Origin of the sequence: Shewanella sp. SM71 (genome assembly GCF_025653905.1) — a bacterium.
GTDB classification, from domain to species: Bacteria; Pseudomonadota; Gammaproteobacteria; order Enterobacterales; family Shewanellaceae; genus Shewanella; species Shewanella oncorhynchi.
Map to the genome: position 1 here is coordinate 15,648 of NZ_JAKKRW010000019.1, position 16,538 is coordinate 32,185.

Sequence of the window (16,538 nt, forward strand, 5' to 3'; positions counted from 1 at the left end):
CTACGGGATAAACATTTAATCAATTATTGAGTCAGACCCAATGCCTTAGGAAATAGAATATTGTTTTCTAAGTGAATATGCTGATGTAAGTCCGCCTCAAATTCCGCCAGAGTGGCATAACAAACACGCCATGTAGTGCACGCATATTCAGGTGGTGTGAAGTCGTTAGTGAGCTCGTGTAATTTTTGCAAAATCAAACCGACTTCTTCATGCTCATGTTGCATCGCATTGATGGGGTTGCCAATATGGCCAAAGCAAGCCTCAACCTGCTCTCCATGACTCATGGCGCGGATCGCCGGAAACAGTATTTTTTCTTCCTTCATTAAATGTGGCATTAAGTCTTCAACTAAGGCTCGTACCCAACCCGCAAAGGGAACGATTTCGGCATAGTGCTCACCGTGAGCGCGAATCATCTTTTCGGAATATTCGACTAATAAAGGGGCTTTTTCGCGCACGTATTGATGGTGCGTTGATTCTATATATTCGATAAGTTGATCTAAGGGTAATTGATTTAATTCATCTTCTTTGCTACCGGTAAGTGTTGCGGCATTCAGCGCAGCAACCACTTTTGCAGGATCTACATCTGCACGCTCACAGGCGACCGCCAGTGATTTACCCCCGCCACAACAAAAATCGATACCAAATTGACTAAACACATGTGCGCGGCGAAAGTCTTCTGCCACTAGTTCACCTATTTTTCGTTCTAGCCAATGATTGTGTTGAGAATTAAACCCATGGGGTGGGAGTTGTGCATCTTTTGAGACAGAAGTAGCAGACATGAGTAGCTCCAGAGCAGCAATAAATTTACATTCATATTATTTGCAGCTTTAGTTTGTGACAACTAATCCTGACTAAAATAGTCAGGTTTTGCAGTGCCAGTCACATAAATGTAGTCAAATAGAAGGAAGGCTATCTGATTGTTCTGAGCTACAAGCAACAGGAAGCTAAGATGGCTAGCCCGTTATTTTGACCTTGTAACCTCGTTGAATCAGTTCGCTGGAGATTTGATTCATCCTAAGGGGGAAAATCGCCCTCAAAGAGCCAAAAAAGAGGCACGAGGGCGGGTGTTAGTGGTTGGCGTGAATCAGTCTGGTACAGAGTGATTCACGGATTAAACGACCATGAGGAAATCTATCGCTAACGCCGCGATTAAAACTTTAAATCAGGATACTTACTCCTTAGCAAAGGTATTACATGATTTAAAAAACAAAAGACTAAACCACAAATGCTGATGGTTTTTTCTGGATGCTTGTCCGTTTCAATTTTTACATACGTTGTTTGTAAGTTGGCCGATGAACTCGGAAATATAACTCTATGGTCAGCGTGCGCTTGGCCAATTATGAAAGACTTAATATGTATAAAAGCATTTAAGGCAAAATGGTAATTGGTTTCCCAATTCCCAGGGTCATTCTCAGATATTTTAACCATTAACTGATTAATGCTAGGAAAAGCCTCATTTTTAAACTCACATAACTCGTTAACTTTCCTAGCATGAAATGAAAATTCTAGAAGGCTAAAAGTAACTACTTCATTCCAAGAGCTACTCCACTCTGCTGGGAATACGGCGCTGGTGAAAGCGAACAACTGTAATGCATGTTTTTTAGCTTCAGATATATGTATTTCTACAAGCTTTTGTGTATTTTTTGAGTACATGAGTTCTGTTGACTTCCCTAATATTTATATAGTGCGCATGCGCATTAGCCCGAAGCCAGCGCAAAATGGCAGGATTTTGTGCGAGAACCAGACTAGGCAAGTCTGATTCACTCATTATCAAAATCTAACACTTTTTAGATCCATCAGATTGGATTATGGTCTCCATATTTAGGATTGGATTTATCGCCCTTAACGATAAATGCGCTGATGGATGCAGTGTGTCGATGGCAAAGCTGATGCAAATTGGGTGGTTTGCCTGTGAATCCCCGCATAGCCCTATACAGCATTCTTTTGATCTACTCCGCAATAAAAGTGACTAGCGCCTTAGGGTCGATAATATGCAGCTGCTGATCGCGTTTTTCGACAAGGCCGAGTTCAATGAGGGAGTTGAGTGCGCGGCGGTAGACGCGACTGCTGGTGCCAAAGCGTTCGGCTTCTTGCTCGACTTTGTTAAAGGCTCCGAGGGCGATATTGTTTTGACTGCGTTGTAGCAGATCGAGGGCGATATTGACGGCGATGGGGTGCAATAGGCGGTTGGTGTAGATTGCCATTGAGTCTTGATAATCCCATGCCAGCGCTGAGGCAAAAAAGAGCGCTAGTTGCGGTTGAGTGACTATGCATTGCTGCAGTTTGGCGGCACAAATTACCTCGGCTTCCATCTGATCTTCGGCCATCACTGTCCACTGGCAGGGCAGTTTGGTAAAAAACTCAATTTCGCCAAAAATATGCTGATCACAATTTAGCTCACCTAACTGAAAGCGCCGACCATTGTGGGCGCTAGTATACATGGCGACTTTTCCTACGGACACGACATAAAGCTCACGCACATTTTGCCCCTGTTGCAACATGATATCACCGGGGGAAAATTGTCGACTGGCCGTTTGGCACTGAAATAAGGCCTGCTTAAAGAGTTCGCGCTGCTCGCTTAATGTGTCGCCAAAGCGGCTAGAGAGTTCAGGATGTAACTGCATGTTGATGATAGTTGTGGATATTGATGCGATTAAGGTACGCATTTCGCCGCAGGATTGATACTCATTCGATCATAAAATATGTAAATCCCTGCGTGCGGGCTGGCACTTTGGCGGCGGTAGATGGTCGATCGCATTGTGTGTCGCCGTTGTTGTGACGCTGCAAACGTGTGTTATGACAGGTCGGTGTGAGTGTGAGCTTTAGTGAGAATGATGGCGCATTGGCTGCGCCATTAAGAGGATGACTTGGTGGTTATCTGGATGCTGCGTTTAGCGGCAAGGCTTACTGCTAATTAACCTCAACAAGCTCTAATCACACAGTGCGTTGAGCGCAGCTAAAATGGCATGTTGCTCACCTTGGGCGCTTGCTTTGGACGCCGCAACATAGTCATTAACTCCTGCTTTAACATCCTGCTCAAATAGCACTACGTTGGCTAGAATCGCTGCCACTTCAAGTTGGCGCAGTCGGCCGACGGTGAATAACGCAGCGGTTTCCATATCGGCCCCGAGCACGCCTTGGCGATGCCAATAGTGGCAGAGCTCCTGTTCTTGATCGGTATAAAAACTGTCGTGGGAGCGCACTACGCCGCTATGGGCAATAATATGATACTGCGCGCAGTATGCTTGCAGTTTGCCGACCAAACGATGATTGGCACAGGCCGGAAAACCGGGCTTTACATAGCTGGCAGAGCCGCCATCATCACGCACTGCGGCCTCGGCAATAATCACATCACCTATGGCTATTTGCGGTTGTAGCGCACCGGCGGAGCCGATGCGGATAAGTTGTTTAACACCGCATTGATACAGTTCCTCAAGGGCAATGATCGCCGAGGGCGCGCCAATGCCAGTGCTGCAGACGGTGATTATAGTGTCGCCATAACGGCCACGCATTAACCGAAACTCGCGGTTATCCGCCAAGGATTCGACATCCGTTAGATGCGCCGCGATGCGGTTGACTCGATTGGGTTCGCCGCAGACGACGGCTTTTTCACTGACTTGATGGGGCGCGACGAGAATATGGGGTTGAATACTCATTGTTGACCTTTATCAATTACTTAGCTTGGCGGTAGCCCCGAATTGTATCGGGCTACCGCGAAGGGAAAACTTAGATAAACAAACTGACAATTGCAGCATTCATCAAGTTTGCTAACGTCGCCGCTAGCAGTACTTTCATCCCGAGCTGACCTATCAGCCCCGCGCGTTGCGGGATCATTTGACTCAGGGCGCCACACACCATGGCCACTGAGCCGATATTGGCAAAACCGCAAAGGGCAATGGTCATAATGGCATTACTACGTGCAGACAGTTCCACATTGCCCATATTGGCGAAGGCAACAAACTCATTCATGGCGATTTTTTGCCCTAGGAAGGCGCCGGCAGTGCTTGCTTCAGCCCATGGAATACCAATCAACCAAGCTACTGGCGCAAACAAGGTGCCGAGGATCATATCTACGGTTAAGGTTGGCATGCCAAACAGTTCACCAATCGCGCCTAATCCGCCGTTCAACAATGCCATGAGGCCAATACAGGCAATAATGACTGCGCCGACGATGGCAGCGATTCCCATACCAGCAATAGCGCCTTTGGCTATGGCATCAATAAAGCTGCTGGGCTTTTCATCATCGGGTAATTCTGGCACTTCATTAACGGTTGGCTCGGTTTCTGGGATAAGCAACTTAGCGAACATCAAACCAGCTGGAGCTGACATAAAGCAAGCCATAATCAGATAGTTAAGCGCAACGCCCATCCCCGCAAGGCCCGCTAAAATGGAGCCAGCAATCGAAGACAATCCGCCAACCATTACCGCAAAAATTTGCGCGCGGGTGAGAACGCGGTGGTAGGGCTTGATCAGTAACGGTGCTTCGGTTTGGCCGAGAATAATATTGCCCGCCGCATTCATTGACTCCGCCCGTGACGTGCCGAGTACCTTTTGCAAGCTGCCGCCAATAATTAACACAAACCACTGCATAATGCCTAAGTAGTACAGCAAAGAGGTGAGTGCGGCAGTAAAGATGATTTGCGGTAATACCTGTAACGCCCAGACAAAACCTATGCCTTCAACGCTGAAATTGACTAAGCTGCCAAAGGCAAATTTGATCCCTTCAGTACCATAACCAAAGACTTTGCCTACAGTATTTGATACGGCCAGCAGTACATCGGCACCGATCTTGGTTGCCAGCACAAAAAAACCGAGCGCGATGATAATGCCAAATGCACCGATAACGGCGCGCCAGCTGATCAAACGGCGGTTCTCAGAAAACAGCAAACCTATGCCTAAGAGTACAAGAATGCCAAGGATGGACTGGATCATACTGAGTGGTCCTTATATGAATTAATGGCTGCAATCACACGCTCAGCGTGGGCCTTTGCAAGGGAAAGGGTGTTGGATTTGTTACCACCTTCGGCGGCAGTGGAGTTCATCTCAAAGCTAATAATGGTATCGATAATCTCGACAGCGGCTGCGCGAAATGGGTGTTCGTAAGCTTGTTGGTATACGTTAAAGGGGAAAAAGTTAAAGCCTGTTTCGCTGTAGGAGTCCTCAGTCGCCCCCGCAGTGATAGAAAACAGGACAGGTTTACCTTGGAGCTGGCTACCATTAGGGCCAAAGGCAAAACCATAGGTAAATACCTCATCAATCCAATGTTTGAGCACGGCGGGGTAGGTGCTCCAATAGAGCGGGAATTGCACCACAATCACATCGGCATCGAGCAACTGTTGCTGCTCCGTGGCTGTATCCCCATCAAACTGAGCCACTGAATTGATACGCCAGCTCGGTTGCTCAGCCTCAAGGGCAAGTATGCAGGCATTGGCCACAGACTGGGTTAAGTTGGGGTGCCCGTTTAGCACGAGTATGTTCATTAGCTAGCTCCTGAGAGGAAACGGTGCCGCCATGCAGCCAAAACCAGAGGCTCAAGCACCGAGTTACGAAGTCATGGCGTGGATTATAGGGAGGGAAGGGTGAATACAAGAGGACATTTGTCTCCTAGCACCTGATGCAGCTCATACTATTGTGAAAATTTGATTAACATATCGATGTAAAAATGAATGAAGTGATAAGCGCAATGTCGGGTCATACCGAAATGCTAACGTTTATTAAGCGCTCAGCTCTGCTCCCAATCTTTTCATCCTGACTGCGTAAAATAGTGCTAAGTGCATGTGGCACCAATGTCGAACGCTGGTTAGCATTCTGTCATTGATGCTTCTTGCACGATGAAAACTTAATAAAGCGATAGGGCTTAATGCGTTTGATTACCCGAGTTGTCCCGCAATCATAAGTTCTTTTGTTTCAGGGACTTCATTATAGGATAAAACATGAAGTCCACGGGCGAATGCTAATGCATAACGCGCGAGGAAAGGCCTGAGTTGTGGAGAAACAAGTAGGATAGGGTTATAGCCTTTCTCTTTTGTCTCCGCGAGTAATTGGGGCATTCTTTGTTGTAGCTGCGCCAGTAGATTAGGTTCGATAGGGAAACTATCCAATGCAACTCTGCCCTGTTGCTGCGATTGATTTAACGCTGTCATTAAGGTTTGTTCTAATTCTGCGGTCAGCGTAAGTACATTCAACTGCGGACTGCTGCCTGCGATTTGATGCAAAATACTATTGCGTAAAGCGCAGCGCACATCGGCGGCGAGTAGAACGGGATCTTTGGTTTGCTCGCTGCATTCCAGCAAGGTCGTTGCTATGGTGCGTATGTCTTTTAGCGGCACTTGCTCTTTGAGTAACAAGCGGAAAACTTTGAGTAACTGAATGGGGGTTAAACAGGTACTGAGTGATTCCGCCAGTTTGGGGGCTTGCTTACTGAGCCTGTCAGTTAATTGCATAATATCATCATGTTGCAATAATTCAGGCAGTGATTCGCGCAATAACTTACTGACATGAGTGGCAATGATTGTCGCATTATCGACGACCGAATAACCTAAGTTAAGTGCTTTGGCCTTTAACTCTGGTGCAATCCAAATGGCATCCATTTGGTAAGCGGGTTCCTTGGTTAAAATCCCATCAATTTTACCGTAAACAGGACCACTTTTTATTGCGAGCAGCAGATCAGGTTCTAATTCGGCGATAGCCACTTGAGTGCCCATAAAGTTAATTTGGTATGCATGTGGTGCTAAAGCTAGATTGTCGCGCACTCTCACTTCCGATAGCAGAAATCCGATTTGTTCTGAAAGAGTACGTCTGATCCCTGTTAGGCGTTTTTGTAATTCTGCTCCTTTGGTTTTTTCGACTAGATGAACCAATCTATAACCTAATCGTACTTCGATGATGTCGGTAAAAGGCAGGGATTCCCAGCTTGGCGCTGAAGGTTCTGTCAGGCTGGTTTCTATGAGTTCTTCAGTTTTCTCTTCAGTAAAGGAGGCCTTATTCTGGTTTTGTTTCCACGCCGCAAAGCCTAGTAGTATTGCAAAAGATAAAAATACCAGTGCTGGCATGCCTGGGGTGATACCGAGAATCGCCATCACAATGGCTGCAGTGGCTAAGGTTCTCGGGTTAGCCAGTAACTGTCGACTCAATTGGGTCGGCATTTCTTCTGCGTCGGATACCCTAGTCACAATAATTGCGGCAGCAGTGGCGAGTAGTAATGATGGAATTTGTGCAACTAGGCCATCACCAATGGTTAATAACGCATAGGTTTTAAAGGCTTCTGTTGTACTCAGATCATGCATAAAGATGCCTATGCTGATCCCGCCAATAATGTTGATTGCTAAGATCAAGAGTCCTGCGATGGCATCTCCTCTCACAAATTTTGAGGCTCCATCCATGGAACCATAAAAGTCTGCTTCTCTGGCGACATCTTGGCGACGTAGGCTGGCTTGTTCGTGTGTGAGTGTGCCAGCATTGAGATCGGCATCGATTGCCATTTGCTTACCCGGTAGGGCATCCAATGTAAATCGCGCCGATACCTCAGAGATCCGCTCGCCACCCTTAGTGATTACAACAAAGTTAATAATCATTAGAATTAAGAAGATAACCGCACCGACGACATAGTTTCCGCCAATAACGACTTCACCGAAGGCTTGGATCACTTTACCCGCAGCATCGCCTCCTTCATGACCTTCAATGAGTACTACGCGCGTCGATGCAACGTTTAAGGTCAAACGCATTAAGGTCGCAAGGAGCAATAAGGTTGGGAATACAGAAAACTCTAATGGTCGCCTGATCGAGACGCTCACCAGCAGCACCATGACGGCAAGGACGATGTTAAATGTAAACAAAATGTCCAGTAGCCATGCAGGCAGCGGTAAAATCACCATTGCCAGAATAGCGAGCAGCATGACTGGAATGCCGATATAGCTGTAATTTCCTGAAAAGGTGCGAGAAAGCCAATTCATAGGTTAAGCAATCCTTTAATCGTGACGTAAATTAGGGGGAATAAAAAAATGTGGTAAAGGCTCAGGTTTCTGCTGTAAGCCCTTACGAGATGCTTTTATTTGCATGACATAACTTAATACGTGCGCTATGGCGATAAAAAGGGCACTGGGTATTTGTTGATCGACTTGCGTTGAATGATAAATAGCCCGCGTGAGCGGTGGGATATCAATAATTTCAATATCATGTTTTTTAGCGAGTTCTCGCATATAGAGGGCGAGTTCTTCGGTGCCTTTAGTGATGACGTAAGGCGCATCCGCTAAGTCAGGATTGTATTTTAATGCCACGGCATAGTGAGTAGGATTAACCAAGAGAACATCCGCTTTTGGAATGGTGGTATCTGCCCGAGAGCGAGCCATTCGTTGCTGTATTTGGCGGATTTTAGCTTTAATCTCTGGCTTACCTTCTTGCTGGGTATGCTCGTCTTTGACCTCTTGGCGTGACATACGTAATTCTTTGCTGTTATGCCAATATTGGTAAGGCACATCAATAAAGGCGATCACGAGCAGCCCAGTACCAAGATAAAACATGCCTTGCGACAGTAGATTGATGCCATCACGAACCGCTTCATCAATAGGGCGTTGATTGTAGCTAAGTAGTTCTTGTAAGTGACCATTCAAGAAAACCAACATAATTCCGATCAGTAACACAATTTTTAGGCATGACTTGAGTAACTCAACAAGAGATTGAGCGGAAAATATTCTTCCGACACCGGCAAGAGGATCGATTCGACTGTACTTAAAATTAGCATTTCCAAAATTAAATATCGGCCCCCCAGGTAAGGCTCCTGCAACTGCGGCCAACAGAGCAACCATGATGAATAGTGGGCCTAAGATGCTTAGCATTTCGACTAGGCTGGCGCCAAGATGGCGCATCATGATGTCAGGTTGAGCTAACTCTGCCCGCGTGAGCAGCATATTGTATTTAGCTAATCCACTGACTCTCGTCGCAAACCAATCCGCATTACTGGTCAGCATGGCAGAGCAACCAACGACCAGTGCTGCGGAGGCAAGATCTTTAGAGCGTGGAACTTGGCCTTCTTCTCTCGCTTTACGCTTTTTCTGCGGTGTAGCTTCTTCTGTTTTATCTTGTTGGGGCGTTTTACTCATGAGATCCCTCCGATAAATTGGTACATTGCAGTTAATGCGTCTAAGCACAGATCACTGTAACGAGTTGGAATGCCGCTTAACGAAAGGAAGACGCAAATTAAGCCCATCAACAAGGTCATGGGAAACCCGAGCGAGAAGATGTTTAATGACGGCGCAGCACGGCTTAATACACCAAAAGTGATGTTAACCATTAACATGGCGAGTACTGCGGGTATGGCGAGCATCAGCGATGCAGCAAATAGCCAGCCCATTCGACTAACCAATCCCATTAGCGGTAAGTCAAAAATCCCATTCCCAATTGGCCATAAACGAAAGCTATCAACAATGATGTTGAGACCGACTAAATGACCGTCAAGAGCCAGAAAAATCAATGTACCAAAGATTTGTAACCATTCACTGAGAATGGGGTTGGTGTCGCCATTAGCAGGATCGTTCATCACCGCCATCGCTAGACCCATCTGCATCGACATAATAGTGCCAAGCATGGTCATCACATGGATTAAAATGGTTAAAAATAGCGCGAGCATAAATCCAATCAGTAGTTGTTCTATGGCTAAAAATAATGATCCAAGCGAGAGCGCATCGACAGCGGGAACGGGTGGCAGCATAGGTGCAATAAGCGCTGCAATACTTAAGGCAAGAAAAATTCTTACTGTTGCAGGCACATAAGAATTACCTAACAAGGGCATTATCATAAATGCCCCCATGATCCGGCAGAATGGCCACCAAAGGCTGCCGATTAACATGCTGAGCTCGGTTGAGGTGAGGGAAAGCATATCAACCGATAATATGAGGAATATTCATAAACAGCCTGTCAAATAAATCACTTAGCTGTTGTATGAGCCAATGGCCTGAAAACAGAACCATAAGTAGAGTAATGATAAGCCTTGGCAGAAAACTCAAGGTTTGTTCATTGACCTGTGTCGCAGCCTGAAATACCGCAACGATTAAGCCTAGAATGAGTCCCGGTGTCACCAACACAGAAACCATGATGATGACGAGAAACATTGAGTCAGCAAAGAGCGAGGTCAGTTCATTGATGTCCATCTAGCTACCCAAAACTTGCGGTTAAGGTGCTTACCGTCATAGCCCAACCATCGACTAATACAAAAACCATCAGTTTAAATGGGAGAGAAATAATTAACGGTGACAACATCATCATCCCCATAGACATGAGGACACTTGCGACAACCAAGTCGATAACTAAGAAAGGTAAGAAAAGTAAGAAGCCAATTTGGAAAGCTGTTTTGAGTTCACTCAGTACAAATGCGGGCATAAGGACAAAAAAGGGGACTTCCTCTGCTGCTTTCATGTGTGTGGGTTCGTTAGCTATTTTCAGCATTTGCTCAAGATCAGTTTCTCTTGTCTGCGCCAGCATAAATCGAGTTAAAGGGATTTTGGCTATTGAGACAGCCTCCATCAATTCGATCTTACCTTGGTCATAGGGCAAATAAGCTTCCTTATAAATTTTGTCTCCCACTGGGCGCATAATAAAGATAGTGAGTACTAATGCTATCCCAACAAGCACTCGGTTAGGGGGACTTTGTTGTAGTCCTAGAGCTTGTCGGAGGATTGCTAATACAATGATAATACGAGTAAAACTGGTTAGCATCATCAGCATGATGGGCAAGAAACTAATGGCCGTCATGAGCGCTAAAATTTCGAGTTTAATGTTAACTGCTTGACTGTCTTGAGCGCTATCCAGTGTGAATAAGGTCAGTCCTTCCGATGCGAGGGCTTGGGGAGCAAACAATAGAATCGCCAGTAACAATACCCGAACTATCATTCGTTACTTGTCCCATCGAGAGTAATGCTCTCTATTTCCAGCAAACGTACGCCATATCTGCCAGCCACTTCTACGACTTCGCCTCTTCCTAATAGTGCTCCATTTACTCTGATATCCAGCGGTTCACCCACCATACGGTCGAGTGCGATAACATCACCTTCTCCCATACGATTCAGTTCGCCTAAAGACATTTCAGCACTGGCCAGTTCGAGAGTAACTTGAACAGGAAGTTGTTGAAAAAAATTATTATTTTTCAATTTACGGTTATGGGGGGCCGGCTTTGAAAATGCTCTCTCAGAGAAAATATCGTCCTCTAATAGAAAATCATCATCCGATAAAATAGATTGTTCAGCCAATGTCATGCTCCTCATGCTGATAAATATCTTGGGTCAATTTCGCTACCATCTGTCCTTCATGACTATGCACTGAGGCATGAAATAGCGGTGTGTTTCCGATTGATAACAAGGTTTTTGGATAGAGATTAATAGGTAAAATATCCCCAGTTTTTAATTGGCTGAGTGATTGCACCGGGATGCTATGTTGCCCTAATGTCAGCTGCATTTTTATGGGGAGACTTTTTAGCCAGACGGCTAGTTTTGCGGGTAAATCCGCAGATACTTCAGATTTCTTAGGCTGTTCGGCCAGATGCCCCAGTAAATGCTCAGTTAAGCAAAAGAGCATTGGAGGGGTTAGTGGGCCATTGGTAAAATTGAACGACCATACTGCCGATACTGCGAGTGGCATATGGCCTTTTATGAGCTCAACTTCAAGATTATTGGTTTCAATCGTGCTATTAGGTAGCTCCTCCACTACGGAAAGTAGCAACTTTTTGGCTAACCTAAATTCAGATTGGCTGGGGTTTCTCAAAGGAGAACTTAATGGTGTTGAGGTATTACCGTAATAATTACTCGCCAATTGATCGAGCGTACAGCGATCAATTCTCCAATAACCGAGGGTATTTTGATGATGTTTTAATACAAACCATGCATAGCAATGTTCTGGAACGACAGGTGTTCTAGGTTCTGTTAACGTTGACCCCGAAACAGCGGGATGACCCTGTCTTAGTAGCGGAGATAGGATATTATTTATGGCATCGATAAGTGGACGATGTAGCTTTTCTAGCTGTTGCAATAATCGCGTTCTCGCTAGCTTTTCTTGAACTAGCATAATAGGTCTAATTATTTCATCAGAATTTGATTTTATAAGCCTAGCTTTCGCTGTCGTCTTCATTTTACTTCCTATTAAACGTATTTTTCCCGCTAGAATACTGCTTGGCGACCTCCGCGATTCAGTTGGTGCATAAAAAATATACACAAACAGAGAGCCTGATTTTTTATTTCTTTATCGTTAAGGATTAATGAATTTCTTAAAACAGTTGAGCGTCCTATCACATAGGCATAAGGTTGGAAGCTGTTTTAAACGACGAGGATGATAAGGTAATAAGGCTAAAGTATTCAATAATAATTATAAGAAAAGCTGAAATATATGTGAATAGAAATCTAGGGTGACTGAGTTTGTAAACAAAATGTTTGTTTTGAGATTGTGTAAGAAGATATTAATGCTTTAGGTTTTGCATTTTCGCGTCAATAAAAAGGCGGTTAGATATTATTTTGACATTTGTCGATATTTTGGCTGGCAATATTTATGTCAGCATTTACATATTGATTATTAATGATGATATTGTGTTGCAAATCTGTTTGTCTTTGATTTTCATTGTTTTTTGTGCGCTATGGTTTGTGATTTATTTAATATTAAACATTGGCGGTTAAATTTCGTCACTATTTTAAAAGTATCGATGGTGCATTTTTATCATTGTCATATATTATTTTACAAATATATTTGGTATAAGTCAGTCCTAAGTTATATGCATCACTTTTTTGCGGTTTTTCTTTTAGACCTTTCATGGTTGATAGCAATTGATTCATATAATTCGGTGATACCTTAAACTTTGTTGCTGGTCACATTTCTTATCGATGATTGCACTAGAACACGTTTTAACCTTATTTAGTTGAGGGCATATCCTTAGCCATTGTCAATGTGGATACTCATTGTGTGTAGTTCTCTATCGCTGGCTTTGATATTACATGCGGAAATATATCTTCCGCATTCAGCTTCCGCATTTGTTTTTACTGTTCTTAATGGCTTGAGTTATTTATTGCTCATTCATCTAGATGGATAAGTAAGTAGTAATAGATTTTATATACACTCAAACACAAAGACTTATAGGTCTAAATTAAGGTGTTATTTAATGTACTGTAAACGAAAGGGAGTTAGTGAGTGGGTGGCCTAAGTATACGGATTGAAGGGTTAAACATATCTGCGGAACTTGCATGCAAAATAACACATGAGGATTTTTATCTGTGGAGTGATGCAATGGAATTACCTTGGCTCACTATCGTTAACTTATCGGATTGTAGTCCTTGTGATGTGAAGTCCTATCTTGCCCGTTTTCCTGGCCGTAATATCGTCGCCTTATTAGCACCAGAGCAAGGTGAGTTGGCAGCCGCAGCAATGCGAGCTGGCGTACAGGATTATCTATTAATTCCCGTAGAAACTGAGCAGTTACTTGCCTCCATTCAACGATTACACCGTTTAGAGTTACCTGATTCTAGTTTGGTTGTCGCGGCTTCTGTTAGTCGACAATTGTTGATGTTGGCCCATCGCGCCGCAACCACTGAGGCCAGTGTTTTATTATTGGGTGAAAGTGGTACTGGTAAAGAACCGCTTGCTCGTTATATTCATCGCCACTCCTCCCGTTCACATAAGCCTTTCGTTGCGATTAACTGCGCTGCCATCCCTGAAAGTATTCTAGAGTCCGTTCTCTTTGGGCATGTCAAAGGTGCCTTCACTGGTGCCATTTGTGATAAGGCAGGAAAATTTGAGCAGGCCAATGGCGGTACTTTATTACTCGATGAAATTGGTGAAATGCCCTTGCCGTTACAGGCGAAGTTACTTCGGGTGCTACAGGAGCGTGAAGTCGAAAGACTTGGTGGCCAGCATGTTATACCACTGGATATCAGAGTCATTGCCTCTACCAATCGCGACTTAAGACAAGCCGTGGAGTTTGGACATTTTAGGGAGGACTTGTTCTATCGATTAGATGTTTTACCTCTGAAAATTAAGCCTTTAAGAGAACGAAAGGCTGACATCCTGCCTCTAGCTGAACATTTCTTAAATTTATATGGCCAATCTGATTGCTCAAGTCGCTGTTATTTCAGTGAGCACGCAAGACAAGTGCTCGTTAACTATGATTGGCCCGGAAATGTAAGAGAGCTAGAAAATTGTATTCAACGTGCATTAGTGATGCGTAGAGGTCAGGCGATTCAAGTTGCGGAACTCGGGTTAAACATTCAAGAAGAGATGCTTGAGTTGGAGCCTTTAGGCGCCTCAGATGGGCTTAAAGCGTCAAAACAACAGGCAGAGTTTCAATATATTATTGATGTACTTAAACGTTTTAATGGACAACGCACGTTAAGTGCAGAGGCGCTAGGGATGACGACTAGAGCCTTAAGATATCGCCTCGTACAAATGCGGGAAGCGGGTATAGATATCGAAATGTTATTAGAGCAAGCGGGTCGAGCAGCTTAGAGCAATCAAAAAGTAATAGGAATGGAATATGTCTAGTGGAGCGATTGTTAGCTCAAATATGTTAATGGAAACCTTAAACATTCATCGTGAAGTGGCTAAAGGGGCGATCAACATCACTTCAAATCCTGCCGATAATGGTATGGCTTATGGGTCATTCACTGACTTGATTAAGAGTAAAGTTTCTGCCGTTAACCAAGATCAGAACCAATCCTCTATGGCGATGGCGGCTGTCGATAGTGGAAAAAGCGATGATCTCGTCGGTGCTATGGTGGCTTCGCAAAAGGCCAGTTTGTCCTTTGCGACTATGCTCCAAATTCGTAATCGTCTTGTGCAAGCATTTGACGATGTAATGAAGATGCCTATTTAAGGAATTGTGTGAATGTCTACCACTTTTGTTCAATCAGGTCAGGATATTACCGGGACTGAATCTTCGTCAGGATTCATTGCTGGCATGACCCAAAAATGGCATCGTTTTAACCGTGGTGATCGTCAGGTTATCGCCTTAGCTTTACTTGCGGTGGTTGTCGCTAGTGTCATAGTGTTGATGTTATGGACTGCTACTGCAGGGTATCGACCTTTATATGGCAGCCAAGAAAATGTCGATACCTCTCAAGTGTTAAATGTCTTGGATGCAGAAGGCATTGATTATCGCCTCGAGGCTAATACTGGGGCAGTCCTCGTTGCAGAAGAGCAAGTCGGTAATGCGCGTATGCTTTTGGCCGCAAAAGGGGTAAAAGCGAAAGTACCTTCGGGTATGGAGGCACTCGACAATACCGCGCTCGGCACGAGTCAATTTATGGAACAAGCTAAGTATCGCCATAGTTTAGAAGGTGAATTAGCTCGCACTATCATGTCGTTAAAGTTGGTCCGTGCCGCAAGAGTTCATTTGGCGATACCTAAACAAACTCTGTTTATCCGTCAGGAGCCTGAACTGCCGACGGCTTCCGTCATGCTGCAGCTAGACCCGAATACTCGACTCTCTGAAACACAAGTTGAGGCTATTGTTAATTTGGTTGCTGGCAGTGTGACTGGACTAACGGCCAGTAATATCAAAGTTGTCGATCAAGATGGTCGATATTTAAGTGAGAATATTTCAGGCAATCAAGATCTTAGTCAGTCTAGAAACAAGCAGTTACAGTACACGCGTGAACTTGAGAATAGCTTAGTGGCTAATGCCGCCTCTATGCTCGAGCCTGTGCTTGGTCAAGATAATTTCCAAGTGCGGGTGACTGCAAAAGTAAACTTCAATCAGGTTGAAGAAACTAAGGAGTCACTCGATCCGCAAAATGTCGTGACTCAAGAGCGCACGAGTGTCGATGATTCAAGTAATACTATTGCCGCGGGAATTCCTGGAGCTTTAAGTAATAAGCCACCCCAAGCAGGGAAAGAGGCGACGAATGATAAGACCCGTAATTTGAAGCAGGAAGAAAGTCGTCAATATGACGTTGGTCGTTCTGTGCGTCATGTTCGTTATCAACAAATGCAGCTCGAAAACCTCTCAGTTTCAGTGCTTATTAATAGTGCTACGGGTCAAGGAGCATTCAATGAAGAGGCTCAACTGGTTAAGTTTGGCAATATGGTCAAGGATGCCATCGGCTTTTCGGCGGCGAGAGGTGATAGTTTTACCATTAATGCCTTTGAGTTTACCCCAACCGTCGCTGCCGAATTTACGCCGTCACCTTGGTGGCAATCAGAAAATTACCAAGCTTATTTACGCTACATCATAGGCGGCATCCTTGGCTTTGGACTTATTTTGTTCGTATTAAGGCCGCTGGTTAAGCACTTGACCCGAACCGCTCAAATTACCGCGCCTAGAATTGAGCCCGTTGCATTAAGTGCCGCTTCCGCTGCTGCACTCGATGGGCATTCCGCCGAAACTTTATCAAATCAAGCACATCAGTTACCGAGTGCCGACTGGCTAGGCAGTCAAGGTTTACCCGAGCCTGGCTCACCTTTGACCGTTAAAATGGAGCATTTAGCCTTGCTCGCAAACAAAGAACCCGCGCGTGTTGCAGAAGTGATAGCTCATTGGATAGGCGATAAAGACGGTGAATAATTCAATCGAA

16 protein-coding genes are annotated in these 16,538 nt (G+C 44.8%); 3 read left to right on the forward strand and 13 right to left on the reverse strand.

Annotated elements, in window-relative coordinates:
- Positions 1 to 23 precede the first annotated feature (23 nt).
- The 13 genes from ric to L5L97_RS17315 all read right to left on the reverse strand — a co-directional run bounded on the left by ric (position 24) and on the right by L5L97_RS17315 (position 12,114).
- Positions 24 to 779, reverse strand: a complete 756-nt coding sequence (gene ric, locus L5L97_RS17255) for an iron-sulfur cluster repair di-iron protein (RefSeq protein ID WP_131523376.1) — start codon at positions 777 to 779, stop codon at positions 24 to 26.
- A gap of 370 nt (positions 780 to 1,149) precedes the next feature.
- On the reverse strand, positions 1,150 to 1,653 hold the full coding sequence (locus tag L5L97_RS17260; RefSeq protein WP_198573127.1) for a hypothetical protein: 504 nt from the start codon (positions 1,651 to 1,653) through the stop codon (positions 1,150 to 1,152).
- A gap of 296 nt (positions 1,654 to 1,949) precedes the next feature.
- Positions 1,950 to 2,666: a Crp/Fnr family transcriptional regulator gene (locus L5L97_RS17265; RefSeq protein WP_248068817.1), complete on the reverse strand. Its 717-nt coding sequence runs from the start codon at positions 2,664 to 2,666 to the stop codon at positions 1,950 to 1,952.
- Positions 2,667 to 2,930: 264 nt separating this feature from the next.
- On the reverse strand, positions 2,931 to 3,656 hold the full coding sequence (locus L5L97_RS17270) for a nucleoside phosphorylase (protein WP_263183100.1): 726 nt from the start codon (positions 3,654 to 3,656) through the stop codon (positions 2,931 to 2,933).
- Between the two features lie 70 nt (positions 3,657 to 3,726).
- Positions 3,727 to 4,932, reverse strand: a complete 1,206-nt coding sequence (locus L5L97_RS17275) for a NupC/NupG family nucleoside CNT transporter (protein ID WP_219235557.1) — start codon at positions 4,930 to 4,932, stop codon at positions 3,727 to 3,729.
- A complete protein-coding gene (locus L5L97_RS17280; protein WP_263183101.1) occupies positions 4,929 to 5,480 on the reverse strand; it encodes an NAD(P)H-dependent oxidoreductase in 552 nt (183 codons plus the stop codon). Before L5L97_RS17280 ends, L5L97_RS17275 begins: the two co-directional genes overlap by 4 nt.
- 390 nt (positions 5,481 to 5,870) lie before the next feature.
- Positions 5,871 to 7,952, reverse strand: coding sequence for a flagellar biosynthesis protein FlhA (flhA, locus tag L5L97_RS17285; RefSeq protein WP_168825899.1), 2,082 nt, complete (start codon positions 7,950 to 7,952; stop codon positions 5,871 to 5,873).
- Between the two features lie 15 nt (positions 7,953 to 7,967).
- A complete protein-coding gene (gene flhB / locus L5L97_RS17290; RefSeq protein WP_173496194.1) occupies positions 7,968 to 9,098 on the reverse strand; it encodes a flagellar biosynthesis protein FlhB in 1,131 nt (376 codons plus the stop codon).
- Positions 9,095 to 9,874, reverse strand: a complete 780-nt coding sequence (gene fliR, locus L5L97_RS17295; protein WP_168825895.1) for a flagellar biosynthetic protein FliR — start codon at positions 9,872 to 9,874, stop codon at positions 9,095 to 9,097. The genes flhB and fliR overlap by 4 nt, the downstream gene beginning before the upstream one ends.
- Position 9,875: 1 nt before the next feature.
- Positions 9,876 to 10,145: a flagellar biosynthetic protein FliQ gene (locus L5L97_RS17300; RefSeq protein ID WP_006083412.1), complete on the reverse strand. Its 270-nt coding sequence runs from the start codon at positions 10,143 to 10,145 to the stop codon at positions 9,876 to 9,878.
- A 4-nt stretch (positions 10,146 to 10,149) separates the two neighbouring features.
- Complete coding sequence (gene fliP, locus L5L97_RS17305; RefSeq protein WP_131523383.1) at positions 10,150 to 10,884, reverse strand: flagellar type III secretion system pore protein FliP; 735 nt, start codon at positions 10,882 to 10,884, stop codon at positions 10,150 to 10,152.
- Entirely contained in the window at positions 10,881 to 11,240 is a 360-nt protein-coding gene (locus tag L5L97_RS17310) for a FliM/FliN family flagellar motor switch protein (protein WP_263164617.1), read from the reverse strand. Before L5L97_RS17310 ends, fliP begins: the two co-directional genes overlap by 4 nt.
- Positions 11,233 to 12,114, reverse strand: a complete 882-nt coding sequence (locus L5L97_RS17315) for a FliM/FliN family flagellar motor C-terminal domain-containing protein (protein WP_263164614.1) — start codon at positions 12,112 to 12,114, stop codon at positions 11,233 to 11,235. Before L5L97_RS17315 ends, L5L97_RS17310 begins: the two co-directional genes overlap by 8 nt.
- 1,047 nt (positions 12,115 to 13,161) lie before the next feature.
- Here L5L97_RS17315 and L5L97_RS17320 point away from each other — a divergent pair.
- Genes L5L97_RS17320 through fliF form a run of 3 tightly spaced genes read left to right on the forward strand, consistent with a single transcriptional unit; the run spans position 13,162 to position 16,528 of the window.
- A complete protein-coding gene (locus L5L97_RS17320) occupies positions 13,162 to 14,472 on the forward strand; it encodes a sigma-54 dependent transcriptional regulator (protein ID WP_113940835.1) in 1,311 nt (436 codons plus the stop codon).
- Positions 14,473 to 14,500: 28 nt separating this feature from the next.
- The gene (gene fliE / locus L5L97_RS17325; protein ID WP_131523386.1) at positions 14,501 to 14,839 is read left to right on the forward strand and encodes a flagellar hook-basal body complex protein FliE; all 339 of its coding nucleotides are present in this window, start codon (positions 14,501 to 14,503) and stop codon (positions 14,837 to 14,839) included.
- A gap of 12 nt (positions 14,840 to 14,851) precedes the next feature.
- On the forward strand, positions 14,852 to 16,528 hold the full coding sequence (gene fliF / locus L5L97_RS17330) for a flagellar basal-body MS-ring/collar protein FliF (RefSeq protein ID WP_263183104.1): 1,677 nt from the start codon (positions 14,852 to 14,854) through the stop codon (positions 16,526 to 16,528).
- Positions 16,529 to 16,538: the final 10 nt, after the last annotated feature.